The sequence below is a fragment of the Gilvibacter sp. genome (assembly GCF_965601605.1).
Taxonomy (GTDB): domain Bacteria; phylum Bacteroidota; class Bacteroidia; order Flavobacteriales; family Flavobacteriaceae; genus Gilvibacter.
This window is the reverse complement of sequence record NZ_CBFCWJ010000011.1, coordinates 97501-122471: the sequence shown is the minus strand read 5'-3', so window position 1 is coordinate 122471 and position 24971 is coordinate 97501. Positions and strand designations below refer to the sequence as shown.

The window sequence follows — 24971 nt, the reverse complement described above, 5'->3', positions numbered from 1 at the left end:
TATGCCTCAGGACGGATAAAATCCACCTTAAAAAATATTTCATAAAAGTGCTACTAAAACGTTTGAAATGGGTACTTTTGCCCAAAATTTTAAACCTGCTTTTATGAGTTTCGAAGCCACCTACGAAAAGGAGCTGTCCTTCCAAACTGATCGCCGAAAGGCCACCGTTGAATTCATTAAGATCGTCAGTGATCTTTGGTACGACAAGAACATTGAATTGGTACTGTTCCGCAATCCGCTTATTGATCAGAGCGTGAGTGAGATCTTGCGTTTGCATGAGTACGCCGGAGCCTTTGTAGGCAAGCCAATCTCTATTTTTGATTCTGTTGAGATCGCTCAAGCCATCAAAAACATGAATCTTCCTGCTGCCAAATTAGACATCGGGAAGCTTACTTATGAGTATCATATGGAGGATGGTGCTAACAGAAACGCACCTGCATTTGTTCACACCAAGCTTAAAGATGCCAAGAACGGCAACGGTATTGAACCTAAAGATGTTGTGCTTTACGGTTTTGGACGCATTGGTAGACTGCTCGCACGAATTCTAATGAGTCGCACGGGAGACGGATCTCAATTGCGCCTCCGCGCTATCGTGACTCGTGGCGCCGTAGACAAAAGCGTTTTGGAAAAGCGCGCTTCACTCTTGCAGTATGACTCGGTACACGGAGACTTCCCGGGAACCGTGCAGATCGACGAAAAGAACAACGCCTTGGTGATCAACGGAACTACGGTTCATGTGATCTCTGCCAACGGACCAGAAGAAATTGATTACACCGCCTACGGCATCAGTGATGCCTTGGTAATGGACAATACAGGGGCCTTCCGTGATGATAAAGCCTTGCAACGTCACCTTACTGCAAAAGGAGCTTCTAAAGTGTTGTTGACCGCTCCCGGGAAAGGAATTCCAAACATTGTACATGGAGTGAACCATTTGGATAATGATCCGGATCAAGTAGATATCTTCTCCGCAGCGAGTTGTACAACTAACGCCATCACGCCTGTTCTTAAAGTTATTGAAGACAGCTTGGGTGTAAAGCACGGACACTTAGAAACCATCCACGCCTACACCAATGATCAAAACTTGGTGGATAATATGCACAAGAAATACCGCAGAGGTCGTGCAGCTGCCCTTAATATGGTGATCACAGAAACAGGTGCAGGAAGTGCTGTTTCTAAAGCATTACCATCTTTTGAAGGTAAGCTTACCTCAAACGCGATTCGCGTTCCCGTTCCTAATGGGTCTTTAGCTATCTTGAATTTGACTTTGGATAAAAAGACCACGGCAGCCAAACTCAACAAGATCATGAAAAAGGCAGCCTTAGAAGGAAACCTGGTAGAACAGATCAAGTATTCGCTGAACAACGAATTGGTGTCTTCGGATATCGTTGGGTCTTCTGCCCCTTCTATTTACGACAGTAATGCCACCATTGTGAACGCTGAAGGTGATAACGCTATCATTTATGTTTGGTATGATAACGAATACGGATACAGCCATCAGGTGATCCGTTTGGCAAAGTATATTGCCAAAGTAAGACGCTATACGTATTACTAGTAGTCTTTAACACTGAAACTTTAAACCCCGGCCTTTTGGTTGGGGTTTTTAGATTTCAAAACCTTCGCGATAGTTTCTTCGGACCCATTCGTTAGCCTTGTCGTAATTGGTGACTTTCATGGCTTCTCCATCCCAAAGGATGGTTTTACGACCTGGATAGTTATAAGGCGCCCAATCTCCTACCTTTTTGCCGTCCTTGAGTTGCTTGTATTGGAACGCTTTAATAGCAAGATTCCCCATTAGTACAGCTTCAGTCAAAGGTCCGCCATAAGAAAATGGTGAAGAGGTAGTTCCTCCATTTAGACAGGCCTCCACCCATTCTCCTGCATGCCCGGTAGTCACGCGCTTAATGGTTTGGGCAGGTGGTGTGAAGTCTTTCATGCGCTCACTAGGCAACAACCGCGGATTGGCAGAATAAGTTCCGGTAACCATAATACCATCGGTCCCGTGAAAAATACTACCCCCACCGTTATCACCAGGAAGTTCTCCGTCTCCGAGTTCAGGCGGAAGGTCTGGCATGATTCCACCATCGTACCAGTTCAAACCAATATCACCGTGCTTCTCCGTCTTAAAACGCAAACGGACTACTGACGACGGTGGACAGGCCGCCGGATAATCAGCTTCTACAAAATCATCGATCCAAACCGTGGTGCAACTGGCTTCTGCCTCATAAGGGAATTTCAAATCCAAGGTTTTGAAAGGCGTCTCCATAATATGACAGCCCATATCCCCCATAGCTCCGGTTCCGAAATCCCAGAATCCGCGCCATTTAAAAGGATGATAACCTTCATTATAAGGACGCATGGCTGCTGGCCCTAACCACAAATCCCAGTCAAAGGTGTTGGGAATGGCTTGTGGCTCTGAAAAACGTTTAAACCCTTGCGGCCAAACCGGTCTGTTGGTCCAACAATCCACTTTTTGAACCTCCCCGATGAGTCCAGCATCAATCATCTCTTGCGCCAGGCGGATACCATCTCCAGATGCTCCTTGATTACCCATTTGGGTTACAATTCCTTGCGCCGCAGCAACCTCTGCCATCATACGAGCTTCGCGAATATTGTGAGTCAAAGGCTTCTCCACATAAGCGTGCTTTTTGGCCTTCATAAAAGGTATGGAAATACAGGCGTGGGTATGGTCTGGTGTCCCCACCATAAATCCGTCTATCTCGTTTAGGTGGTTATCATATACTTTACGATAGTCTCTGTAGCGCTTGGCATTGGGATGCGCCTTATAGCTCGCATCAGCCCGTAGATCATCCACATCACAGAGCGCAACAAACTTCACCTTGCCCGTTTCTGCGAGTTCGCGCACCACGCCTCCACCGCGACCACCCACTCCAATACCTGCTAGATATAAGGTATCACTAGGGGGCACATGAGTTTTGCCCAAAACAAAGCTGGGCACTATGGTAAATGCCGCAGATGCAGCAGCGGTCTTCTTGATAAAGCTTCGGCGTTTCATAGGGTTGGAATTAGTATTTGACTAAAGGTATAAATTCCAAATGGTTTCTCTAAATTGGAATTCAATTTGAATTCTATGAATACCCTAAGAGCATCTCGTGAACATCTGGAACGTTTAACGCCATTATTTAATGGGTACCGCGTCTTTTACAAACAAGAATCCAACGCGGCAGCCGCAAAGGCGTTTTTACAAGAGCGTTTTGAAAAAAAGGACAGTGTGATCTTCTTGGCAGAGGATGGAACTGGCAATGCCTTGGGCTTTGCTCAACTCTATCCCAGCTTTAGTTCTGTAACCATGAAACGGGTTTTTATTTTAAACGATCTGTTTGTGACCCCAGAGGCTCGTGGTCAGCAAGTAGGTACTGCCCTTTTAGAACAGGCTAAATCATTTGCAAAAGAGCAAGGCGCAAGAGGCTTGGTCTTGGAGACTGGAGCAGACAATCCGGCTCAAAAGCTCTACGAAAAAAACGGTTGGACCCAAGACCCAGCACTCCACTATTACTGGGAGGTTTAATGCGGGGATTGTTGTACTTTTACCCCAAATTATTCACGCTATGGATCATTTGACTCGATTGGAAGAATTATTGGACCAAGCCAATATGGACATTAAGAATGGTCAGTATGAAGCAGCATCCAATAAACTGGAAAAGATCATTGATATCGATCCAGATTTTGGAAAGGCCTATAACCATCTCGGATATCTATATGAGGTTAAATTCAAGGATTACGAGAAAGGCGAAACCTTATATAAACTCGCCTTAGAAAAGAGTCCGATGTATCCGAGCGTCTACTACAACTACGCTGTTTGCTTGTCTACCCTGGGAAAATTTGATGAACTCAAAGAACTCTTGGACACTGCGATGAACATTCCAGGAATCACCAAAGCGACTATATATAATGAGTATGGAATCATGTATGAGCAGCAAGGGGAGATCACCAAAGCGATTGATCATTATAAAATGGCAGCACAGTTGACCCTTTCAAATGATGTACTGAATCGCACCAAGAATTCCATTGAACGTTGTAAAATGAAGCTCGATCTCTAAATGATGCGCATTGATATCATAACCGTATTACCAGAACTCATAAAGAGTCCTTTTGAAGCCTCGATCTTAAAGCGGGCTACAGAAAAAGGCTTGGTTGAAGTTCATTTTCACAATTTAAGGGACTACGCTACTAATAAGTACCGCCAAATAGACGATTACCAATTTGGTGGTGGCGCAGGTATGGTGATGATGATAGAACCCATTGATAAGTGTATTTCTAAGCTCAAAGCAGAGCGCGATTATGATGAGATCATTTATTTGACTCCCGACGGAGAAACGCTGAACCAAGGTATCGCTAATTCACTGTCTTTGAAAAAGAACCTTATGATGCTTTGTGGTCATTATAAAGGCGTGGATCAGCGCGTGCGTGATCAATTCATTACTAAGGAGATCTCTATTGGAGATTATGTTTTAAGCGGAGGAGAACTGGGAGCGGCCGTGCTGAGTGATGCTATCATACGTTTGTTGCCAGGTGTTTTAAACGATGAGACCAGCGCCTTGACAGATTCGTTTCAAGACGACCTATTAGCTCCGCCCGTATATACGCGTCCTGCAGACTACAAAGGCTTAAAAGTCCCTGAGATCTTACTCAGCGGACATAGCCAAAAGATCGAACAGTGGCGCGAACAGCAGGCCCATGAACGAACAGCAGACCGCCGACCAGATCTTTTATCTTCTGATTCTGACGAAAATTAAGTCAGAATAAATTGCATCAATAAATAAAATCCTTATTTTTGCAGCCGATTTCGGCCCAACCTCTGACGAGACACGTGAATGTTGTTCTGAACTAATGATTTAGATAATCAATATGGAATCTTTAATCAAATTTGTACAAGACGAGTTCGTAACCAGAAAGGAATTCCCAGAATTCAGCGCAGGTGATTCAATCACTGCATACTACGAAATTCGCGAGGGTAATAAAACCCGTATCCAGTTCTTTAAAGGCGTTGTAATTCAACTAAAAGGTACAGGGACTTCTCAGACCTTTACCATTAGAAAAATGTCTGGAACTGTTGGTGTAGAAAGAATTTTTCCAGTGAACATGCCTGCACTTCAGAAAATTGAAGTGAACCGCAGAGGTAGCGTACGCAGAAAGCGTATCTACTACTTCCGTGAACTTACAGGTAAGAAAGCACGTATCAAGGAAAGAAGAATGTAAGGCCATCCAGCCAATCCATTTCAAGGGCGACTCCAAAAGGGTCGCCCTTCTTTATTAACAAAAGTTAATAAGTGCGGTTGGTAAACTGTTGATATAAAGAACTCTAAATTTCTTGGATTTTAAAATTGGGTCTCTATATTTGATTCAAGAAATTACAAAGAAGGATAGCTAACACTAAACTAAAAAGTAATTTCCAGTAAAGTAACGTTCTTTATATAGCGGTGAAAGATTTGTTTGAAGCACACCCCCTAGCAATAGGGTTGTCACATGACAAAACCTCTGGAAACAGAGGAAATCGTTTCAAGTACGTCCAGTGGCAACATTGGCAATCGAACGGGTGGACTAACCGGCAACGGTGAAAGACTCAGGAGACAGGAACTCGGCAACGGGAACCCGACTTGCAAACAAAACCTGGAAACAGGAGGTGTTTAGAATCTAAGATCCGACTGGATACGGCTCCTAGCAAGGAAAACCTCTCGAGGAAAGAATTGAAGCGACCCGTATTCGATGAAGCCGAGCACGGGAGTAGTTTATTAACAGAATTGCTTATAGACCCGCAAGGTAAAACCGGTAACGCCGTGCTTCATTAAAAAGCCATATCATAGTACTTCGTGCACTGATATGGCTTTTGTTTTTTCTACACGATTGGGAATTTCACAATTTTGACCCCAGAATTTTATCAAATTGACAAAATTTATAAACGTCAGTGTTTAAGGGATATAGCGGTGTTTCTGCCCTGCTCGATTTTTGTATATTTGCAATCCGAATAAACGAAACGATCTAAACATTACTGCAGTAACGATTATGACTGACACGCCTAAAATTATTTACACAAAAACTGATGAGGCTCCAGCCTTAGCCACCTATTCCCTACTTCCAATCATTCAAGCCTTTGCAGGACCTGCAGGACTAAGCCTTGAAACCAGAGACATCTCTCTAGCCGGAAGAATCTTGGCAACCTTCCCAGATTACCTTAAGGAAGATCAGCGCATCTCTGATGCATTGGCAGAACTGGGAGAATTGGTTAAAAAGCCAGAAGCCAATATCATCAAGCTTCCGAACATATCAGCCTCAGTACCACAACTTAAGGCTGCCATTAAAGAATTACAGGCTAAAGGTTACGCCCTTCCGAATTATCCGGAAGAGCCTCAGAACGAGGAAGAAACTAACCTCAAAGCGCGTTATGATAAAATCAAAGGAAGCGCGGTAAACCCGGTACTTCGCGAAGGAAACTCAGACAGACGAGCTCCTAAAGCAGTTAAGAACTTCGCCAAGAAAAACCCACACCGTATGGGGGCTTGGAGTTCAGACTCTCGCACCCATGTTGCAACCATGAGTTCTGGCGATTTTAGAAACAACGAGCAATCTGTCACTATTGATAAAGCCGGTGCGCTGGATATCGTTTTAGAAACTGCTGGAGGCGCTTCTCAAGTCCTAAAAGCTGGAGTAGCTGTGCAAGCTGGAGAGATCGTTGACGCAACAGTTATGGAAAAGCAAGCCTTACTGGAGTTTTTGAATCGTGAGATCAAAGCGGCCAAGGATGATGATATTTTGCTTTCCCTGCATATGAAAGCCACCATGATGAAGGTTTCTGACCCAATCATCTTTGGACATGCCGTTCGTGTTTATTTTGCGGATTTGTTTGAAAAGCATGCAGATGCTCTAGACACTGTAGGTTTTGAGGAGAATAACGGTTTCGGGGATCTGATCGCCAAACTGGACAAGCTGCCAGCAGATCAGAAAGCGGCAGTAGAGGCTACTATTGCCCAGTGTATGGAAAATGGGGCTTCATTGTCTATGGTTAACTCGGACAAAGGAATCACGAACCTACACGTACCGAGTGATGTAATTATTGATGCTTCTATGCCGGCAATGATCAGAAACTCTGGTCAGCTTTGGGATAAAAACGGAGATACTCAAGACACTAAGGCAATTATCCCAGACAGCAGTTATGCGGGATTGTACCAATCAACTATTGACTTCTGTAAAGCCAATGGCGCTTTTGACCCTACCACTATGGGAACTGTCCCTAATGTAGGATTGATGGCTCAAAAAGCAGAAGAATACGGTTCTCACGACAAGACCTTTGAGATCAAAGATGCCGGAACTGTAAAGGCTATTGATCAAAACGGAAACGTCCTTACCGAGCATGCGGTGAATCCAGGAGACATCTGGCGCATGTGTATGGTAAAAGACGCCCCTGTAAAGGATTGGGTGAAACTAGCCGTTACCCGTGCGAAGGCTACAGGAGTTCCTGCCGTATTCTGGTTGGACGAAACTCGTGCCCACGATGCGCAATTGATCCAAAAAGTAAAGACTTATCTTCAAGATCACGATACTGCTGGGCTTCAAATTGAGATCCTTGACGTGATGAAGGCAACTCAGTTTACCTTGGAACGTGTAAAAGCTGGACAAGATACTATCTCAGTTACCGGAAACGTATTACGTGATTATTTAACGGATCTCTTCCCTATTCTGGAATTGGGAACCAGTGCTAAAATGCTCTCCATTGTTCCTTTAATGAACGGTGGTGGACTATTTGAAACTGGCGCCGGTGGATCAGCTCCTAAGCACGTACAACAGTTTAATGAAGAAGGACACCTGCGTTGGGATTCTCTAGGAGAGTTCTTGGCATTAGCGGTTTCTATGGAGCATTTAGGAAACACCTACAACAACCCAAGAGCTTTGTTGATGGGAGCAACGCTAGATGATGCGACTGAAAAGCTTTTGGCCAACAAGAAAGGACCGTCTCGAAAAGTCAATGAGATTGACAACCGCGGAAGTCATTTTTACTTGGCCATGTACTGGGCAGAAGCGCTAAGCCTTCAAGATAAAGACGCTGAATTGAAAGAGAAATTCACGGGTATTTACAACGCCATGTCTGCAGCAGAAGGCCAGATCATGGATGAACTCAACGCCGCTCAAGGAAGCGCTGTAGATATTGACGGATATTACTTCCCAGATGAAGCATTGGCTAGTGCTCAAATGAGACCGAGCGCAACGCTTAACAACATACTGGCCAGCATTTAAGAGAAATGCTAAAGTTTACTTAAGCCTCGCATCGTGCGGGGCTTTTTTGTTAACTTTATTAAAAAGTTCAAATTGAAAAAACTACTACTGCTTTTGTTGCTGTTCCCCGCAATCGCGTTAGGGCAACAAAAATACACCCTCAGTGGTACGGTTCTGGAACAAGCCTCTGGTGAAAGTCTCATTGGAGTGAGCATTTTGATTCCAGAATTAAGCACCGGTACTACCACCAACGAATACGGTTTTTATTCCATCACTGTTCCAGAAGGTACTTATGAAGTGACCATAAGTTACCTAGGATTCTCAGACATTACAGAAACAATTGACCTGAGCAGTAACCTGCGGAAGGATTATCGTCTCGAAGAGAATTTGGAGAGCTTGGAAGAAGTGGTGATCACTGCCGATAATGATCGTTTGGATGTGCGCAAGCCACAAATGAGTGTCAATACGGTAAAGGTGGCTACTATTAAAAGCATTCCAGCAGTTTTAGGTGAGGCCGATGTGATCCGATCAATTCTATTGCTCCCTGGAGTGACCAATGCTGGAGAAGCGGCTTCTGGTTTCAATGTACGTGGAGGTGCTGTGGATCAGAATTTGATCTTGCTGGATGAGGCAACGATCTTCAACTCTTCCCACTTGTTTGGATTCTTCTCGGTATTCAATCCAGATGCCATCAAAGATGTAAAACTCTACAAAGGAGGTATTCCTGCCCGATACGGTGGACGTGTATCTTCTGTATTGGAGATCTTCCAAAAAGAAGGTAACAGCCAAGAATTTAAGGCCAATGGAGGTATTGGCGCGGTTACCAGCAGATTGCTCTTAGAAGGTCCTTTGGAAAAGGACCGAGGAGCTTTTCTCTTTGGAGGACGTGGGTCTTATGCGCATTTGTTTTTGCCGCTTTTTGATATAGAGAACCGTGCGTATTTCTATGATGTAAACACCAAACTCAATTATCGCATCAACGAACGCAACAATGTTTTTCTATCGGGTTACTTTGGACGCGACCTTTTTAGTGTGAACGAAAGCTTTGTGAACACCTATGGAAACGCAGTGGTAAACTTTAGATGGAACCATATCTTTTCGGACAAGCTCTTTTCAAACCTTTCGCTGATCTATTCGGATTACTTCTACGGATTGGAACTGGACTTTGTTGGCTTTGAGTGGGATTCTGGAATACAGAACTTCAACGTTAAGTACGACCTCAAACATTATCTGAACGATAAATTCCAACTCAACTACGGATTGAATAATATCTATTATGTATTCAATCCCGGAGAGATCAAACCTAACAATCCCGACTCTGGAATTGTGGAGGATCAGCTTATTAAAAAATACGCCAACGAGTTTGCAGCCTATATAGATGTTGAACACGATATCACAGATAGACTTAGCATGCAATACGGTTTGCGATTGAGTCATTTTATTCGATTTGGACAAGACGAGATCAACGTCTACGCAGACAACAATCCCGTAGAATTTGATCCCTTCCTTTTAGTCTATAGAGAAGCAGAACCTATTGAAACCGTAGCTTCATCGCGCAGCGACCAATTGGCCAGCTTCACGAATTTTGAACCTCGTGTATCTATGGCTTATGTCTTTGATGACAACACCTCAATCAAGGCCAGTTATACACGACTTGCTCAGTACCTACATTTGTTGTCCAATACCAGTTCACCAACGCCGCTGGATGTTTGGACGCCCTCTGGGCCTTTTGTAGAGCCGCAGTTGTTGGACCAATACGCCATCGGATTCTTCAAAAACATTAAAGACGGAGATTACTCCTTAGAGATCGAAGGTTTTTACAAGGATATCCAAAACCGCATCGATTATATTGACGGAGCAGAGCTCATTGCAAACGACGCTATTGAGCAAGTGATCCTCAACGGAGAAGCTAGAGCCTACGGAGCCGAACTACTCTTTAGAAAGAATGAAGGTAAGCTTACCGGATGGCTGGCTTATACCTGGTCTAAATCGGAACAACGCACACCGCCGAGAAACGAGAACGAGATCGGGATCAATTCTGGCGAATGGTACGCTACTCCATATGACAAAAGACACGATATTTCGCTTTACGCAAATTACGAGCTGAATGATAAATGGAGTTTCAACACCAATTTCATTTATCAAACCGGACAACCGACCAACTACCCTATTGGACAATTTGAGTTCCAAGGTTTGGTCATTCCCTACTACGGTTTGAGAAATCAAGAACGCTTGCCGGACTTTCACCGTATTGACGTATCTGCCACTTTAAAGCCTAAGCAAAAAGCGGGGCGTAAATGGCAAGGAGAATGGGTCTTTAGCATTTACAACCTCTACAACAGAAGAAACGCTGCGGCCATTAATTTTAGACGCAACCAAGACACAGGTGTCAATGAGGCTGTGCGGACCTCTATATTTGGAATCATCCCAGCGGTAACCTATAACTTCAAATTTTAATGCCAGGCATACTGCACATAAAAGTTTTTAATACAAGGCTCTTTGCAGTTTGTGCCTTAGTCTTCAGTTTGTGGAGTTGTGAGGACGTGATTGAAGTTGACACGCCTTCTGAGGACCCTCGCCTGATTGTGGATGCTTTAATACGTGTGGACACCACGACGGCTTTTACCAATGTCAGAATTCAAGTGAGTCAAACCAATGGCTTTTTTGAAAGCATTCCTCCTGTGGATCTTCAGCAGATCACACTCACGGGCTTAGATGGCGGTTTAAGCGCTATTCTTTTAGAAACCGCTCCGGGTGTATATGAAAAAGAAATTACTACGGCTGCCCTGAGCAGTGGTGAGGAGATCTTTTTACAGATCGATTTTGAAAATGAATTCTATGTGGCCTATGCCACCTTTGTCCCAGCACCGCAAATTGATGAACTAACACAAGGAGATGGTTTTCTCTTTGATGAAGACGACACCGAGGTCGTGCTGCGCTTTACAGACATTCCAGATCAAGACAATTACTATGTTTTTGACTTTGGTTTTGGAAACTTTTTAGCCTCAGAAGATTCTTTTTATCAGGATCAGGAGTTTATTTTCTCCTACTTCTATGACGATGAAATTGAGGCCGGTGATGAGTTAACTATAAGTATTTTGGGGGCTGACGCTCCTTTTTACAATTATATGAATCAGTTGGTAGAGCAAAGTGAGGATGATTTGAATCCTTTTCAAACCCCTACTCTGACCGTTCGTGGCAACTTAATCAACGCCACAGAAATTGACAACAATGAATTTTTCGACAATGTCGAAATGGAAAATAATTTCGCCTTGGGCTATTTTGCCATCGTCCAAGAGCACAAAGCAAGTTTGACAATAGAATGAAACGCTTTAAAATAACATACTTTTTGCCTTTGATAGGCCTGATGCTCTTAAGCAGTTGTGAAGATGTGGTCGACATTGATACGCCCACTGGAGATCGCCGTTTGATCATTGATGCCCTGGTGAGAATAGACACCTCGGAGCCCATTACAGAAATGCGCGTGGTGGTAAGCGAGACCAATGGTTTCTTTGAGACCATTCCACCGGCGAATTTACAACAGATCACTTTGAGTAACTTGGACAATCCACTCCCGGACGCTGTAGTTTTTATTGAGGAGGAACCAGGTTCTGGAGTTTATGTGAAGTCTTTAGAGACCGCCCTTTTACTTGAGGACCGTTGGCTACTGCAGATCGATTTTGAAGATCAATTCTATTTGGCAGAGACCACTTTTGTAGCCGCCCCAGAAATTGACGAGTTGGAGCAAGGCGATGGTTTTGTTTTTGACGACGACGATACAGAGATTGAAATTACCTTTACCGACATCCCTGGAGAAGACAACTACTATGTCTTTGATTTTGGCTTCGGAGAGTATTTAGCCACAGAAGATACTTTTTATCAGGACCAACAGTTTGTGTTCTCTTACTTTTATGACGATCCTTTTGAAGTAGGAACCGAAGTGCCGATCTCAATTCTTGGCGCCGATGCTGACTTTTATAATTATATGAATCAGATCATTGAGCAGAGTGAAGACGAAGTCAATCCGTTCCAAACTCCCACCCTTACCGTACGTGGGAATTTTATCAATGTAACGGATATTGATAATGACGGGACCTTTGACAATGTGGATAACGAGAATAATTTTGCCTTAGGCTACTTCGCCCTAGTACAGCAAAACACCTCCACAATAGTTATCGAAGACCTATAAGGAGTTGATGATCTTTGCGGCTCTTTGCTGAACAAGCTCTGGAGCATTTGTAAAGCTATAACCTTCCGGTTGATCAGGGCTGTAAAGCTCCTCTACTCCGGCCAAACCGAGATCAGAGGCTTCTTCTTTAGATAAAAAATTACGTCCACAAATGGCGTAGACCGGTACTTTATGTGCTTTCGCCGCCGACACCACTCCGCTGACCATTTTTCCATGTTTGGTCTGATTATCAACACTGCCCTCTCCCGTAATGATCAAGTCTATATCGTGTTGCTCTAAGATCTCGTGAAAGCCACTGAGTTGTAGCATAAAAGGAGTTCCTTGTTTAAACTCGGCATTTAAAAAGGCTTTCAGGCCATAAGCAGTTCCACCAGCCGCGCCCGTACCCGGGAACTCTCCAAAACTAATTCCGAAGAACTTAGCAACTTGCAGGTCTAAATGCCGCAGACCAGAATCTAATAATTGAATTTGAAGCGGACTGGCTCCTTTCTGTTTGGCATAGGTATAAGCAGCACCTTCTGGCCCGTACAAAGGGTTTTGAACGTCATTTACCGCAGTTAGTTGAATGCTTTCCAATAAATTCTTTTTAGGCTTTATGATCTTGGCTACAAGGTTAAGACTACCTCCACAAGGCTTTAGCTCATTGTCATAAATATCTAAAAATCGATATCCTAAGGCATGGGCTATACCCATTCCCGCGTCGTTGGTGGCAGAACCACCCAGTCCGAGATAAATATGCTTAACCCCTTGGTGTATGGCATTCTTTATAATCGTTCCGGTACCCAGCGTGGAGGTTTCCATCACCTGGCGCTCTTCTTGCATTAAAAGCTCAATACCCGAAGCCCCAGCCAATTCCACATAAGCGGCCTGTTCTTTCATGTCATAAAGGTAATAGGCAATCAAATCACGCCCGAGCGGATCTGTAGTCTGGCAAGAGATGGAATTAAGATCTGGCTTGTAGTGGCTGATCACGTTGAGAAATCCATCGCCACCATCGGAAGCGAGCATTTCAAACAATTGGGTGTCTGGATTGGCATCTTGGATGCCTGTTTTTATTGCAGTAGCAACCTGCGCAGCACTTAAGCTGTCTTTAAAACCGTCGGGGATGATCAGGACCTTCATTTAACTACCAAAAATCAGAGGTATGAAATAACTGATTATCAATATAGTGATAAAAAATCCAACAAGAATATAAGTTTCCTTTTGAAGTATATCTTCACGTTTTAAGCGGAATGGAATCCCTTCTTTAACTCCAACCATATTTCGGGTCATGGCCGAAACGGCATATGCCACAACTAAGGTGAGTAAAACTCCGGTAAAGTTGAGCCAGATCCAAAAGATCTCTACTCCAATTTCATAACCCATGATCTCTTGCATGGTAGAAGAAAAAGCCAAATTAACAAGGACAGCGATTACAATTCCAGCGTTCATTCCATAATGGTTGACCTTCTTTGAAAAGATTGCCAACAAAAAAGTGACCAGAACAGGGCCGTAAAAAACGGAGCCAATCGCATTGATGATTTCAATTACGGTACTTTTACTGCCCCCAAAAAGAAAAGAGGCAGAGATGCACACAATCCCCCAAAACAGTACCATAAGTTTAGAAGTTCGCATATAAGCAGCTCCTTCTAACTTGCGTTTTCCACGGTTAAAGAAGTCTTCAACACTAACCGCAGATAGCGAATTCACCGTGGAACTGAGCGAACTCATAGCTGCCGATAGGATAGCTACCATAAGTAGACCAATAACTCCGTGCGGCAAATATTTAATGATAAAGATTGGGATCATCAGATCTGTATTGATGCCATTGTTAGCTGCTGCGGCTGGGAAGTGTTTTTGGGTGGTGGCTACCAGATCTGCCATAAAATCTGGAGAACTTGTGACCAGCGCACCTATGATCAATCCCATAACACAGTACACCAAAACCACTGGAAAGCGCAACAACCCATTTGCCAAGAGCAGTTGACGAATTGTCTTTTCATCCTTAGCGGAAAGCATCCGTTGCGCTTGGGTCTGGTCACAGCCGTAGTAAGAAACATATAAAAAGAAGCCTCCAATAAGCATGGGCCAAATTCCGTATTCTTGGCCTTCTCCGATACCCCAATTGAAGTCAATGACTTGCAACCTGGACGGATCAAAACCATTGGCCAATCCACCGACAGCATCTAATTCTTTATAACCAAAAATCAAACAAGCCAAAAGCCCTCCAAAGAGCAAGATCATTTGAATCGCATCTCCCCAAACAACGGCTTTCATTCCACCCTGCCAACTGTATATAATAGTAATCACAGAAATGATCAGAATGGTATATCCTTTGTCAATATCGAGTACGGCTTGTATAATCAAAGCAATGGTATACACCATAACACCAGTCGCCAAAGCGCGACTCAGCTGAAAAACTACACTGAGGATCATCCGTGTAGAGGCAGAAAATCGGCGTTCTACAAATTCGTAAATACTCACTACTCCAGATCTGAATAAAGGCGGAATGACCATCAGCATTATAAATAGCATCGCCAAGGGCACTGCAAACTCAAAAGTGAGCCATTTCATTCCTCCACCCATTTTTATACCTACAAAAGCTGGGGCAGAAATAAAACTAATGGCAGAGAGTTGGGTGGCCATAGTTGACAAACTCAATGGGAACCAGCCCATAGAACGTCCGCCTAAAAAATAATCTGTAGAATTTTTATTGTTTTTGAAGAAGTAACCCATCCCCAAAAAGAAGACAATATAGGCCGCAACAATTAGGTAGTCATAGATATTCATTCCTGATTCGATTTTAAAAGATCCAAACACAGCGCAGCGCTCCATGAGAAGTTGTTCCCTCCATAGCCTTGACTCAGCGCCTTGTTCTTTTGCGCGATCACATTCAAAATATTCGTAGAAACCGTATTTATCCAATAAGGCCAAAGTGTCGGTTTTTACGCGTTGCGCTAACTCGTTTTGTCCGTAGTTTAATAGTCCTTCATGGATCAACCAATTTAAATTGATCCAAATAGGGCCGCGCCAGTATTTTTGACTGTTGAACAAATCACTGGTTGGGTCAAAGGAAGCGCACAGGAGTCGTTCAAAATGTTTACCACTAAACCGACCTCCATCCAAGTGATTCATTAGGGAATTCGCCATCTCTCGCCCAGGTATCTCAGCAAAGAGCGGCGTAAAACTAGACGAGCTCAAGTGAGACAACAAGCGTTCGCCACGCAGATCGTAGTAAACATAGCCGCCCAATTCAGGATCAAATAATTTTTCATTGAATCTCCGTTTGGCTTTCTCGTTCCAAACTTCCAATTGGGCTACTTGCTGCGATTTGCCTAAAAGAGAACCCAATCGAATCAAACTATTGTTAGAAGCGATCAGCATGCTGTTAAACAAGGGATCTTGAATTAAAAAGGGAGATTGAGCTGCAATGGTGGCATCGTTGTAGTTCCACTCTTTAAAGAGCTCTATAAGGTGAATGTAATAGCAGTACTCCGCATTTGTTGGCCGGTGAGAGGCGTCAATCATTGAGGTATCCTTACGCGGAAGGTCATATTCAGGAACTTCAAAGGTCTCCCAAATAAAATCCCAGACCGGTGTATTGTCGGTTCCCGCTTCCCAATTATGACAAATATAAACAAGGCCCTCTTGTTGCGGATCCCGATGGGTATAGAAATACTCGTGATTGGCATAGACCGCGTCGAACACCTCGGCTATAAAATCTAAAAACGCTTGATCTTTATTTAAGCGATTAAAAATATATTCAAGTATAAAGCCAAGTACAGGCGGCTGGGTTATTCCAGAGGTAGGCACCTCAGGACTGTGTGGACTTAAATTTGCGGCATGAACCTCTGGTCCAGGATAATAGGAATCTGCTGGGTTGTGAAAAACAATATGTGGCAAAAATCCGTTAGACCACTGCCCTTTTAATAAGGAGCGAATTTCTTGTTGGGCATATTCCGGTTCCAGGTGCGCCCATCCTAAAGCGATAAATCCAGAATCCCAATTCCATTGAAACGGATACAAGCCTTGACAAGGAATGGTAAAGCCTTGCTGCCAATTTGCCTCGAGAACGGCAGCGGCAGTCTTTTCTAGTTGGTTCATAAAAGCAAAATCCTTAACACCTAAATATAGGCTTTTATCCGTACTTTTGGTAGAGCTATTTTTGACCTATGTTCCACAAAACCACAGAATCAGATTCCCTTTATAACGATCTGGAACTAAAGAGTACCCGCGAACTTTTGGAGGGGATCAATACAGAAGATCACAAAGTACCTCAAATCATATCTGGAATCCTCCCAGCTATTGAAGCTGTTGTAGAGCAAACGGTTACACGTCTGCGCGATGGTGGCCGATTATTCTATTTGGGTGCAGGTACCAGCGGTCGATTGGGTATTGTTGATGCAAGTGAGTGTCCGCCGACTTTTGGCGTTCCGCACGAGATGGTCATTGGACTCATTGCGGGCGGCGATCAGGCCATTAGAAAAGCAGTGGAGTTTGCCGAAGATGATAGCGCCCAAGGTTGGAAGGATCTGCAAGATTTTCAAGTGGATGCTAAGGATATGGTTATTGGGATCGCTGCTTCTGGCACTACTCCTTATGTAATCGGAGCATTGGAACAATGCAATACCAACAATATTGCTACGGGATGTATTACCTGTAATGCAGAAAGCCCTTTAGCTAAAACGGCGAAATATCCTATAGTGGCCGTAGTTGGACCTGAATTTGTTACGGGTAGCTCCCGGATGAAAGCGGGAACCGCTCAAAAATTGATCCTCAATATGATCACTACTGCTACGATGATTCGTCTTGGGCGGGTCAAAGGCAATAAAATGGTCGATATGCAATTGAGCAATGACAAATTGGTTGAACGAGGAACGCGCATGATCGTGGAGGCCACAGGGCTTCCCGAATCCGAAGCGCGTGAACAACTTTTAAAACATCAAAGCGTTAGAGACGCTTTACAAGCTATAAATGATGGAAAATAAGTATCCCGATCAAAAACACACCGATATGAATAAGCTCAAAAAAGGGCTTAAGTATATGTTCTTTTGTTTATTGCTGATTGTTTTAGGGCCTTATCTGATTACACTCTCCTTCATCAACGATACCGCCCTATTTATCTTGATTCCGGGGCTTGTAGCTGCCGCAGGAGCCATCTTTATGGGTTTTAAAGGGATAAGGACCATTATGAGCGCGGTATTTGATGGTGTGCCCGCAAACCCGTCTAGCGAGGACTGATCTTTATTGTTTGATCAATTTTTTAGTCAGTCGGCCTGAATCGGTAAGGACTTCAACCCAATAAGCACCAGCAGTCAGGTGTCCCACCTCAAGTTGTTGTGAATTTGCATTATCAAAACGCTGATTTAGAATTAACTGCCCAAGGGTATTGTAAATACGAACAGCCTCTATCTGCGCGCCTGTATGGAGTAAATTCAATTGAGAAACTGCCGGGTTGGGATACATAGCGAATCCGCTTTGATCCACAGGAGTGTTTGCGCTTAAATAACCAACACCTTCAATTAAGGTCAAACGCTGATTGGGTGTGATATCGTCGTAGAAATCTACAGTTCCACTGGGCCAAATGACCTGGACATAATCCAAGCCATGATTGCCCAAACCGATGATCTCTGTATTGGAGTTTTGACTTAGATAGCTTTCCCCCAAAGCCACGACTCTGTCTTGTTTCTGACCTCCTGACATAATCACTATTCTCGCCCCCGCTCCATCACGATTACTCGCAACCCCTTGCATTTTGAGCGCTATATAATTATTGGCGGTCAGGGAAAAACTTTGATTTTCCCAGAGGTATGAGAGGTGCCCAAAATGATTGGTTACTACGATGTCTTGATAACCGTCGTTGTTAAAATCACCTAGGGCGTTTCCAAAGGAGTTGGCCAAATCCTCTTCAAAACCGTTTTCATCTTCTTCTGTAAATGTCCCATCACCATCGTTTACATAGAGGGCCGCCGCATTTAAGGTTGCTGTATTGACGGGAGATGCTCCACTGACATACAAATCGAGGAATCCGTCGTTATCGGCATCGGTCCAATTCGCGCCCCAAGACCAGGTGTCAAAACGGACTTCTGCTGCTACAGCCTCATTACTGAAGGTACCGTCTCCATTGTTTTTCATAAGGACGTTACCTACAGTCTCCCCACTAGGGGCAAAGACATTGGTAATATACACATCGATATAGCCGTCAGCATCATAATCCTCTAGAGCCACAGACATAGCATCCATTCTATAATCTGTTCCAGATTCAACAGAAACATCACTAAAGGTCCCATCACCATTATTGCGGTAGAGAATATTGCGCGTAAAGGCCCTGTCGTTTATCAGGTAGAGATCCAAATGTCCATCGTTGTTATAGTCAAAAAAAGTGCCTTGAAAGGTCAATTCTGAAACCTCTCCAATTCCTGAGCTCAATGTAACGTCAGTAAAGGTATTGTCTCCGTTGTTTCTAAAGAGTTGATTGCTGATGATTTGATCCGGATCCCGACTCGCTAAGAAAAGATCTAAATAGCCATCATTGTCATAGTCCCCCCAATTCCCACTTTGGGTCATGCGGGAAACTGTAGGCAGTCCAGATTCCGCAGTAATGTCTACTAACTCGCCGGCTACATTCTCGTAAAGCACATTTGGAAATTCTGCATTGGCCGTGAAGAAATCTTTATCACCGTCATTGTCAATATCGACCCAAATGACCTGTTTATTGGTGTAAAGTGGTGTGTCATCAATTAGAAATACCTCATTAAAACCACCGCCAGTATTTTCAAAGAAACGCACTTGAATCCCTTCTTGAGTTGCAAAGGTGAGATCGTCCCAGCCGTCACCGTTAAAATCACAGAATGAAACGCCGCTTCCCAGATCAATATTGGAGGTTACTTCTATACCCAGATCGTCTGCAACTTGATCAAACAAGACTTGCGCTTGTGAAAAGGAAGTTGCAATTAATAGTAATAAGAGCCAGAATTTTTTAAGCCTGATTTGCATGAACGAAAGTGTCGTATAATTTGAGCCTAATGTAAAAAAAAATCAACGAATAGTGAACGGCTAAATTGGACTATATAAGCCGTCAAATGCTGTGGTCCAATTTGAGCCATCCGTTGAGACTTCCCAATGCTGACGGACCTTTCCATTTTGCATTAGTGACCAAGTAACTCGATTGTATCGCTCTATCCCGTCAGATCCCAGAAGAAGTTCTGATGTTAATACCATAGCGTCATTAACAAGTCCACCTCGCATATACAGGCTTTGTCCTTGACTATCTACCCAAAGCTGAACCCATTGTTGCAGTACCGCATCGTAGTAATTCATACTGGTACCCGTGTATCCCGGCGTGGCACTAGTCCATTGCTCTCGGATCACGCATTCGCCCTCCACCTTAGTAATGGAGTTGGTTCCTGCATAGCTTCCATCAGGATTAGTTACGTTCCACTTTCCAACCCAAAAATCAAATGCTCTGTGGTTCTCACTGCAGCATGGGCACGTGTCCTGAGCGAAGCTCAATTGCACTGAAAAGAGTCCGAAGTAGATTAAAATGAGATAACGCATAAAAAAAGCCATACTTAAAAGTACGGCTTTAGTTTGTAAAACTACAAGGTATTCTGGGTACCCTTAGAGTGGATTACAGCTACTATCGCTTTTAAGCCATCCCTTAATTTTTTCATATGATGGAGTACTCATCGACCATCTTCCACGGATATCAACACAAGCTCCGTCTAGACTATACATTTGAGTAGCCTCCCAAGTGATCATTCCTTCTGCTCCGAATTCGAACTCGCCATCCATATCGTTGTAAACTAGAAGTCCAACTTTGTCATAATGATCGTAAAGGTTACCAGCTGTCAAGAAGATCGCTTCTCCGAAGCTCACTTGAATCCCAACAACACTTTCTTCAATACCTTCTCCAATAAACATAGCGTTCCAAACAAAGCTCGCTTGCATATTTTCATCGCTAAGGATTGGGTGTCCTCCGCAATCATCACAACCGAAAGTTCCTGTAGCCAGACGAACGGGGGTAGCGGTTACGTCTTTGGCTATTAAAATTGATCCTTCTGCTCCTTCAAGATTTACTGCAGAAACTGTAGGTGAAGAACCAGTGGCCGATACACTAAAGTCAAAACTTCCCTCTGGGGCATTAAATGAGAATGTTTTTAATCCAGACAGGCTAGTTGAACCCGTACCTGTTAATAGTGTTTCAGAACCATCTACAAAGCGCAATAGGGCATTTGCACTTGTTTCGTTAATTGTGATTTCCACAGTACCTCGTTTAGAAGAACCTAATTCGGCATAGAGACCTTTGTAAGTACCTAAATAAGAAATATCAGTACTACTGAATGACTTCAATGCAACTTCATTGTTTTGCGAAGTCTCTAATTCTTCTTTTGAACATGAGACTAATAAGAGTCCCAGTGTAATCACAAATAGTAATTTTTTCATCATAGTTAGTGTTTCAATACGTCGCAATATACATCCGAAAACATGTAGGAATACACATACAAACACTTCAAAGTGAGAGTAATAGCAACTTTTAGCCCTACGACACGTTTTTGTCGACGAAATACATAAATATTGCGACTATTATGTATTTCAACGATGAACTTTTCGATTAAAAGCAGTCTATTTCCTACTTTTTTGCTGAAAATCGTCAAATTTGGCCGTGTGAAAACCGTAAAAAACGTCAATTATCCACTCGAGTACCATAAAAATGATTCGTTTCACGAATAGACCGTCATTGAATTAAGGATATAATACGAGCTATCTCACTTCTTACTTGTTTATAGATTGACTAACTAGTAAAGGATAGCAATTTTGCATTATTAAAGGGTAGTATAACTTAGAACCATTCGCATCGGATATCGCTAGCCTTTTGGGTTTGTTTGTCTCTGTATTTGGAGTTGGATTATGCGCAACAAAAAACCCTTGCTCCGGAATGGAACAAGGGTTTATGATAAAAAAGGCAGCGACATACTCTCCCACTTGGTATAGCAGTACCATCTGCGCAGATGGGCTTAACTTCTCTGTTCGGAATGGTAAGAGGTGAGCCCCATCGCTATAGCCACCTTAAATCGTTGGCTTGCAATAAGATGCAAACACTAATATTTTGACATATAGGAAAAAGAGATTCAAGAAGTTGTAGCAAGTTCCTTTGAACTGCATTAAATTTTTAAAGCAAAGAGTGGCTTCCCTGACCCGAAGATCAGGGAAGTCGACGTACATAAGCTTATGGGTTATTAGTATCACTCGGCTATGATGTTACCACCTTTACACCTGTGACCTATCAACGTGGTAGTCTCCCACGACCCTTTAAAGAAATCTCATCTTGTGATGGGTTTCGCGCTTATATGCTTTCAGCGCTTATCCCTTCCCAACGTAGCTACCCAGCAGTGCTCCTGGCGGAACAACTGGTACACCAGAGGTTAGTCCAACTCGGTCCTCTCGTACTAGAGTCAGATTCACTCAAATTTCTCGCGCCCACTACAGATAGAGACCGAACTGTCTCACGACGTTCTGAACCCAGCTCGCGTGCCACTTTAATGGGCGAACAGCCCAACCCTTGGGACCTTCTCCAGCCCCAGGATGTGACGAGCCGACATCGAGGTGCCAAACCCCCCCGTCGATGTGAGCTCTTGGGGGAGATCAGCCTGTTATCCCCGGAGTACCTTTTATCCTTTGAGCGATGGCCCTTCCATGCGGAACCACCGGATCACTATGCTCTACTTTCGTACCTGATCGACCTGTATGTCTCTCAGTCAAGCTCCCTTATGCCATTGCACTCTACACACGATTGCCAACCGTATTGAGGGAACCTTTAGAAGCCTCCGTTACTCTTTTGGAGGCGACCACCCCAGTCAAACTACCCACCAAGCACTGTCCTCATTTCTGAGTTAGGCTTCAAATAAGTAAAGGGTGGTATTTCAACAATGACTCCACAACGCCTGGCGACGCCACTTCAAAGTCTCCCACCTATCCTACACATTACTTATCCAAAGTCAATACTAAGCTATAGTAAAGGTTCACGGGGTCTTTTCGTCCCGTAGCGGGTAATCGGCATCTTCACCGATACTACAATTTCACCGAGCTCATGGCTGAGACAGTGTCCAGATCGTTACACCATTCGTGCAGGTCGGAACTTACCCGACAAGGAATTTCGCTACCTTAGGACCGTTATAGTTACGGCCGCCGTTTACCGGGGCTTCAATTCAATGCTTCGCCGAAGCTAACATCTCCTCTTAACCTTCCGGCACCGGGCAGGTGTCAGGCCCTATACATCATCTTTCAATTTAGCAGAGCCCTGTGTTTTTGATAAACAGTCGCCTGGACCTCTTCACTGCGGCCAACATTGCTGTTGGCGACCTTTCTCCCGAAGTTACAGGTCTATTTTGCCTAGTTCCTTAGCCATGAATCTCTCGAGCACCTTAGAATTCTCATCCCAACCACCTGTGTCGGTTTACGGTACGGGCTGCTTCACTCGCTTTTCTTGGAAGTCGCTTCTCTGGATTATCACCGCAGCCGTAGCCTTAGTGTACTATCGCGGTATTACTACTCGCTTCAACGTGCTATTCCGTCAGCACGCACCAAATATACGCCTCCGTCACTTTTAACGTGAGCAGGTACCAGAATATTAACTGGTTGTCCATCCACTACCCCCTTCGGGTTCGCGTTAGGTCCCGACTAACCCTCAGCTGATTAGCATAGCTGAGGAAACCTTGGTCTTTCGGTGAGGGGGTTTCTCGCCCCCTTTATCGTTACTTATGCCTACATTTTCTTTTCTAGCCGTTCCAGCAAACCTCACAGTTCACCTTCAACACAACTAGAATGCTCCCCTACCCATCTTTACAGATGCCATAGCTTCGGTAGTATATTTATGCCCGATTATTATCCATGCCGGATCGCTCGACTAGTGAGCTGTTACGCACTCTTTAAATGAATGGCTGCTTCCAAGCCAACATCCTAGCTGTCTATGCAATCCAACCGCGTTTTGTCAACTTAATATACATTTGGGGACCTTAGCTGATGGTCTGGGTTCTTTCCCTCTCGGACATGGACCTTAGCACCCATGCCCTCACTGCTGATCATCATTTTATAGCATTCGGAGTTTGTCAGGAATTGGTAGGCGGTGAAGCCCCCGCATCCAATCAGTAGCTCTACCTCTATAAAACTAAATCAACGCTGCACCTAAATGCATTTCGGGGAGTACGAGCTATTTCCGAGTTTGATTGGCCTTTCACCCCTACCCACAGGTCATCCCAAGACTTTTCAACGTCAACGGGTTCGGGCCTCCACTGTGTGTTACCACAGCTTCACCCTGCCCATGGGTAGATCACACGGTTTCGCGTCTACTACTACTAACTATAACGCCCTATTCAGACTCGCTTTCGCTACGGATCCGTTCCTTAAAAACTTAACCTCGCTAGTAAAAGTAACTCGTAGGCTCATTATGCAAAAGGCACGCCGTCACCACGAATGGCTCCGACCGCTTGTAAGCGTATGGTTTCAGGTTCTATTTCACTCCCTTATTCAGGGTTCTTTTCACCTTTCCCTCACGGTACTGGTTCACTATCGGTCTCTCAGGAGTATTTAGCCTTAGCGGATGGTCCCGCCAAATTCATACAGGGTTTCACGTGCCCCGCACTACTCAGGATACTGCTAACTGTAACTTTCTTTACCTATACCGGGCTATCACCGTCTATGGCCACGCTTTCCAACGTGTTCTAGTTCATCCAGCACAGTACATCGCAGTCCTACAACCCCAGTATTGCCGTAACAACACTGGTTTGGGCTACTGCGCGTTCGCTCGCCACTACTAACGCAATCACTATTGTTTTCTTCTCCTCCGGGTACTTAGATGTTTCAGTTCTCCGGGTTCGCTCCTAATTAAAGGTGACATGTCTTCAACATGCCGGGTTGCCCCATTCGGAAATTCGCGGATCAAAATGTATGTGCCATTCCCCGCAACTTATCGCAGCTTATCACGTCCTTCTTCGCCTCTGAGAGCCTAGGCATCCCCCATACGCCCTTATCTTGCTTATTGTACTTTTTTGCTCTTAATGAGTTTGATTCAAATTTATTTTCGATGTCTGTAATCAATGATTACAAACAAATAACTTGCTTTCTCGTATTTCTTTTCCCAATATGTCAATGAACGTTTTCAACCTCCCTATATAAGTAGTTTAGGATACCTATATAAATCATAAGCCGATCGTGGAGAATATCGGAGTCGAACCGATGACCTCCTGCGTGCAAGGCAGGCGCTCTAGCCAGCTGAGCTAATTCCCCATAATTTAAAAAATCAAGAAGCCAATAACCCCTCCCTTTTAATTGATGAAGTACTCAACTTCTAAAATTTCCAAAATGTCATTCTTTACAATGAACGTCGTAGTCTCAGGCAGACTCGAACTGCCGACCTCTACATTATCAGTGTAGCGCTCTAACCAGCTGAGCTATGAGACTGCATTATTTATTAAATTGACAGTAAACCAAGTAAAAATTCTTAAGCAAGTTATCTTAGTACAAACCCGTTTTTTATGATATAGATCATAGTCGTCTTTCTCTAGAAAGGAGGTGTTCC

Annotated in this window: 17 protein-coding genes, 2 tRNA genes and 3 rRNA genes (1 of these 22 running past the window's edge); 11 read left to right on the top strand and 11 right to left on the bottom strand. The window is 43.9% G+C overall.

All coding sequences use genetic code 11. The features are described from left to right. Window positions 1-103: 103 nt before the first annotated feature. Entirely contained in the window at window positions 104-1552 is a 1449-nt protein-coding gene (locus tag ACSLP7_RS02450; protein WP_435577830.1) for a glyceraldehyde-3-phosphate dehydrogenase, read from the top strand. 48 nt (window positions 1553-1600) lie between these two features. On the opposite strand, the gene ACSLP7_RS02445 is transcribed toward ACSLP7_RS02450, so the two are convergent. Next, a complete protein-coding gene (locus ACSLP7_RS02445; RefSeq protein ID WP_435577829.1) occupies window positions 1601-3013 on the bottom strand; it encodes a Gfo/Idh/MocA family protein in 1413 nt (470 codons plus the stop codon). 75 nt (window positions 3014-3088) lie between these two features. On the opposite strand from ACSLP7_RS02445, the gene ACSLP7_RS02440 reads away from it, so the two are divergent. From ACSLP7_RS02440 to ACSLP7_RS02405, 8 genes are all read left to right on the top strand, one after another. Beyond that, complete coding sequence (locus ACSLP7_RS02440; protein WP_435577828.1) at window positions 3089-3526, top strand: N-acetyltransferase family protein; 438 nt, start codon at window positions 3089-3091, stop codon at window positions 3524-3526. Between the two features lie 40 nt (window positions 3527-3566). Further along, window positions 3567-4058, top strand: coding sequence for a tetratricopeptide repeat protein (locus ACSLP7_RS02435; RefSeq protein WP_272831976.1), 492 nt, complete (start codon window positions 3567-3569; stop codon window positions 4056-4058). A gap of 3 nt (window positions 4059-4061) precedes the next feature. Beyond that, a complete protein-coding gene (gene trmD / locus ACSLP7_RS02430; protein ID WP_435577844.1) occupies window positions 4062-4754 on the top strand; it encodes a tRNA (guanosine(37)-N1)-methyltransferase TrmD in 693 nt (230 codons plus the stop codon). 112 nt (window positions 4755-4866) lie between these two features. After that, window positions 4867-5217, top strand: coding sequence for a 50S ribosomal protein L19 (gene rplS, locus ACSLP7_RS02425; protein WP_435577827.1), 351 nt, complete (start codon window positions 4867-4869; stop codon window positions 5215-5217). Window positions 5218-6021: 804 nt separating this feature from the next. Further along, window positions 6022-8247 (top strand): NADP-dependent isocitrate dehydrogenase, encoded by a 2226-nt coding sequence (locus ACSLP7_RS02420; protein WP_435577826.1) that lies wholly within the window; start codon window positions 6022-6024, stop codon window positions 8245-8247. 72 nt (window positions 8248-8319) lie between these two features. Then, window positions 8320-10683 (top strand): TonB-dependent receptor, encoded by a 2364-nt coding sequence (locus ACSLP7_RS02415; protein ID WP_435577825.1) that lies wholly within the window; start codon window positions 8320-8322, stop codon window positions 10681-10683. Beyond that, a complete protein-coding gene (locus ACSLP7_RS02410) occupies window positions 10683-11552 on the top strand; it encodes a DUF4249 family protein (RefSeq protein ID WP_435577824.1) in 870 nt (289 codons plus the stop codon). The genes ACSLP7_RS02415 and ACSLP7_RS02410 overlap by 1 nt, the downstream gene beginning before the upstream one ends. Next, the gene (locus tag ACSLP7_RS02405; RefSeq protein WP_435577823.1) at window positions 11549-12415 is read left to right on the top strand and encodes a DUF4249 family protein; all 867 of its coding nucleotides are present in this window, start codon (window positions 11549-11551) and stop codon (window positions 12413-12415) included. Before ACSLP7_RS02410 ends, ACSLP7_RS02405 begins: the two co-directional genes overlap by 4 nt. Here the strand turns inward: ACSLP7_RS02405 and ACSLP7_RS02400 are convergent. Together ACSLP7_RS02400 and ACSLP7_RS02395 are read right to left on the bottom strand one after the other, a co-directional pair. Then, a complete protein-coding gene (locus ACSLP7_RS02400) occupies window positions 12410-13537 on the bottom strand; it encodes a glycerate kinase (protein WP_435577822.1) in 1128 nt (375 codons plus the stop codon). The genes ACSLP7_RS02405 and ACSLP7_RS02400 overlap by 6 nt on opposite strands. Then, complete coding sequence (locus tag ACSLP7_RS02395) at window positions 13538-16498, bottom strand: sodium:solute symporter family transporter (protein ID WP_435577821.1); 2961 nt, start codon at window positions 16496-16498, stop codon at window positions 13538-13540. Window positions 16499-16566: 68 nt separating this feature from the next. Here ACSLP7_RS02395 and murQ point away from each other — a divergent pair, with 68 nt between their 5' ends. Further along, window positions 16567-17382 (top strand): N-acetylmuramic acid 6-phosphate etherase, encoded by an 816-nt coding sequence (gene murQ, locus ACSLP7_RS02390; protein ID WP_435577820.1) that lies wholly within the window; start codon window positions 16567-16569, stop codon window positions 17380-17382. 25 nt (window positions 17383-17407) lie between these two features. Further along, on the top strand, window positions 17408-17635 hold the full coding sequence (locus tag ACSLP7_RS02385) for a DUF6095 family protein (RefSeq protein ID WP_435577819.1): 228 nt from the start codon (window positions 17408-17410) through the stop codon (window positions 17633-17635). Window positions 17636-17638: 3 nt separating this feature from the next. Here ACSLP7_RS02385 and ACSLP7_RS02380 read toward each other — a convergent pair whose 3' ends face one another. The 8 genes from ACSLP7_RS02380 to ACSLP7_RS02345 all read right to left on the bottom strand — a co-directional run. Further along, on the bottom strand, window positions 17639-19390 hold the full coding sequence (locus ACSLP7_RS02380) for an FG-GAP-like repeat-containing protein (protein ID WP_435577818.1): 1752 nt from the start codon (window positions 19388-19390) through the stop codon (window positions 17639-17641). A gap of 60 nt (window positions 19391-19450) precedes the next feature. Continuing rightward, the gene (locus ACSLP7_RS02375; RefSeq protein ID WP_435577817.1) at window positions 19451-19951 is read right to left on the bottom strand and encodes a hypothetical protein; all 501 of its coding nucleotides are present in this window, start codon (window positions 19949-19951) and stop codon (window positions 19451-19453) included. A gap of 63 nt (window positions 19952-20014) precedes the next feature. Next, the gene (locus tag ACSLP7_RS02370) at window positions 20015-20842 is read right to left on the bottom strand and encodes a hypothetical protein (RefSeq protein ID WP_435577816.1); all 828 of its coding nucleotides are present in this window, start codon (window positions 20840-20842) and stop codon (window positions 20015-20017) included. A 512-nt stretch (window positions 20843-21354) separates the two neighbouring features. Beyond that, window positions 21355-21466, bottom strand: a 5S ribosomal RNA gene (rrf, locus tag ACSLP7_RS02365). Between the two features lie 147 nt (window positions 21467-21613). After that, a 23S ribosomal RNA gene (locus ACSLP7_RS02360) occupies window positions 21614-24434 on the bottom strand. A gap of 171 nt (window positions 24435-24605) precedes the next feature. Then, window positions 24606-24679: transfer RNA gene (locus tag ACSLP7_RS02355), tRNA-Ala, on the bottom strand. A 100-nt stretch (window positions 24680-24779) separates the two neighbouring features. Beyond that, window positions 24780-24853, bottom strand: a tRNA-Ile gene (locus ACSLP7_RS02350). Window positions 24854-24957: 104 nt separating this feature from the next. Continuing rightward, a 16S ribosomal RNA gene (locus ACSLP7_RS02345) occupies window positions 24958-24971 on the bottom strand (it continues 1510 nt past the right edge of the window). The 16S, 23S and 5S rRNA genes sit together here with 2 tRNA genes alongside, the layout of an rRNA operon.

Bases quoted from the DNA above. Each gene is read 5' to 3' on its own strand.
- ACSLP7_RS02450 (WP_435577830.1), top strand. From the start codon at position 104: ATGAGTTTCGAAGCCACCTACGAAAAGGAGCTGTCCTTCCAAACTGAT.
- ACSLP7_RS02445 (WP_435577829.1), bottom strand. From the start codon at position 3,013: ATGAAACGCCGAAGCTTTATCAAGAAGACCGCTGCTGCATCTGCGGCA.
- ACSLP7_RS02440 (WP_435577828.1), top strand. From the start codon at position 3,089: ATGAATACCCTAAGAGCATCTCGTGAACATCTGGAACGTTTAACGCCA.
- ACSLP7_RS02435 (WP_272831976.1), top strand. From the start codon at position 3,567: ATGGATCATTTGACTCGATTGGAAGAATTATTGGACCAAGCCAATATG.
- trmD (WP_435577844.1), top strand. From the start codon at position 4,062: ATGCGCATTGATATCATAACCGTATTACCAGAACTCATAAAGAGTCCT.
- rplS (WP_435577827.1), top strand. From the start codon at position 4,867: ATGGAATCTTTAATCAAATTTGTACAAGACGAGTTCGTAACCAGAAAG.
- ACSLP7_RS02420 (WP_435577826.1), top strand. From the start codon at position 6,022: ATGACTGACACGCCTAAAATTATTTACACAAAAACTGATGAGGCTCCA.
- ACSLP7_RS02410 (WP_435577824.1), top strand. From the start codon at position 10,683: ATGCCAGGCATACTGCACATAAAAGTTTTTAATACAAGGCTCTTTGCA.
- ACSLP7_RS02405 (WP_435577823.1), top strand. From the start codon at position 11,549: ATGAAACGCTTTAAAATAACATACTTTTTGCCTTTGATAGGCCTGATG.
- ACSLP7_RS02400 (WP_435577822.1), bottom strand. From the start codon at position 13,537: ATGAAGGTCCTGATCATCCCCGACGGTTTTAAAGACAGCTTAAGTGCT.
- ACSLP7_RS02395 (WP_435577821.1), bottom strand. From the start codon at position 16,498: ATGAACCAACTAGAAAAGACTGCCGCTGCCGTTCTCGAGGCAAATTGG.
- murQ (WP_435577820.1), top strand. From the start codon at position 16,567: ATGTTCCACAAAACCACAGAATCAGATTCCCTTTATAACGATCTGGAA.
- ACSLP7_RS02385 (WP_435577819.1), top strand. From the start codon at position 17,408: ATGAATAAGCTCAAAAAAGGGCTTAAGTATATGTTCTTTTGTTTATTG.
- ACSLP7_RS02380 (WP_435577818.1), bottom strand. From the start codon at position 19,390: ATGCAAATCAGGCTTAAAAAATTCTGGCTCTTATTACTATTAATTGCA.
- ACSLP7_RS02375 (WP_435577817.1), bottom strand. From the start codon at position 19,951: ATGCGTTATCTCATTTTAATCTACTTCGGACTCTTTTCAGTGCAATTG.
- ACSLP7_RS02370 (WP_435577816.1), bottom strand. From the start codon at position 20,842: ATGATGAAAAAATTACTATTTGTGATTACACTGGGACTCTTATTAGTC.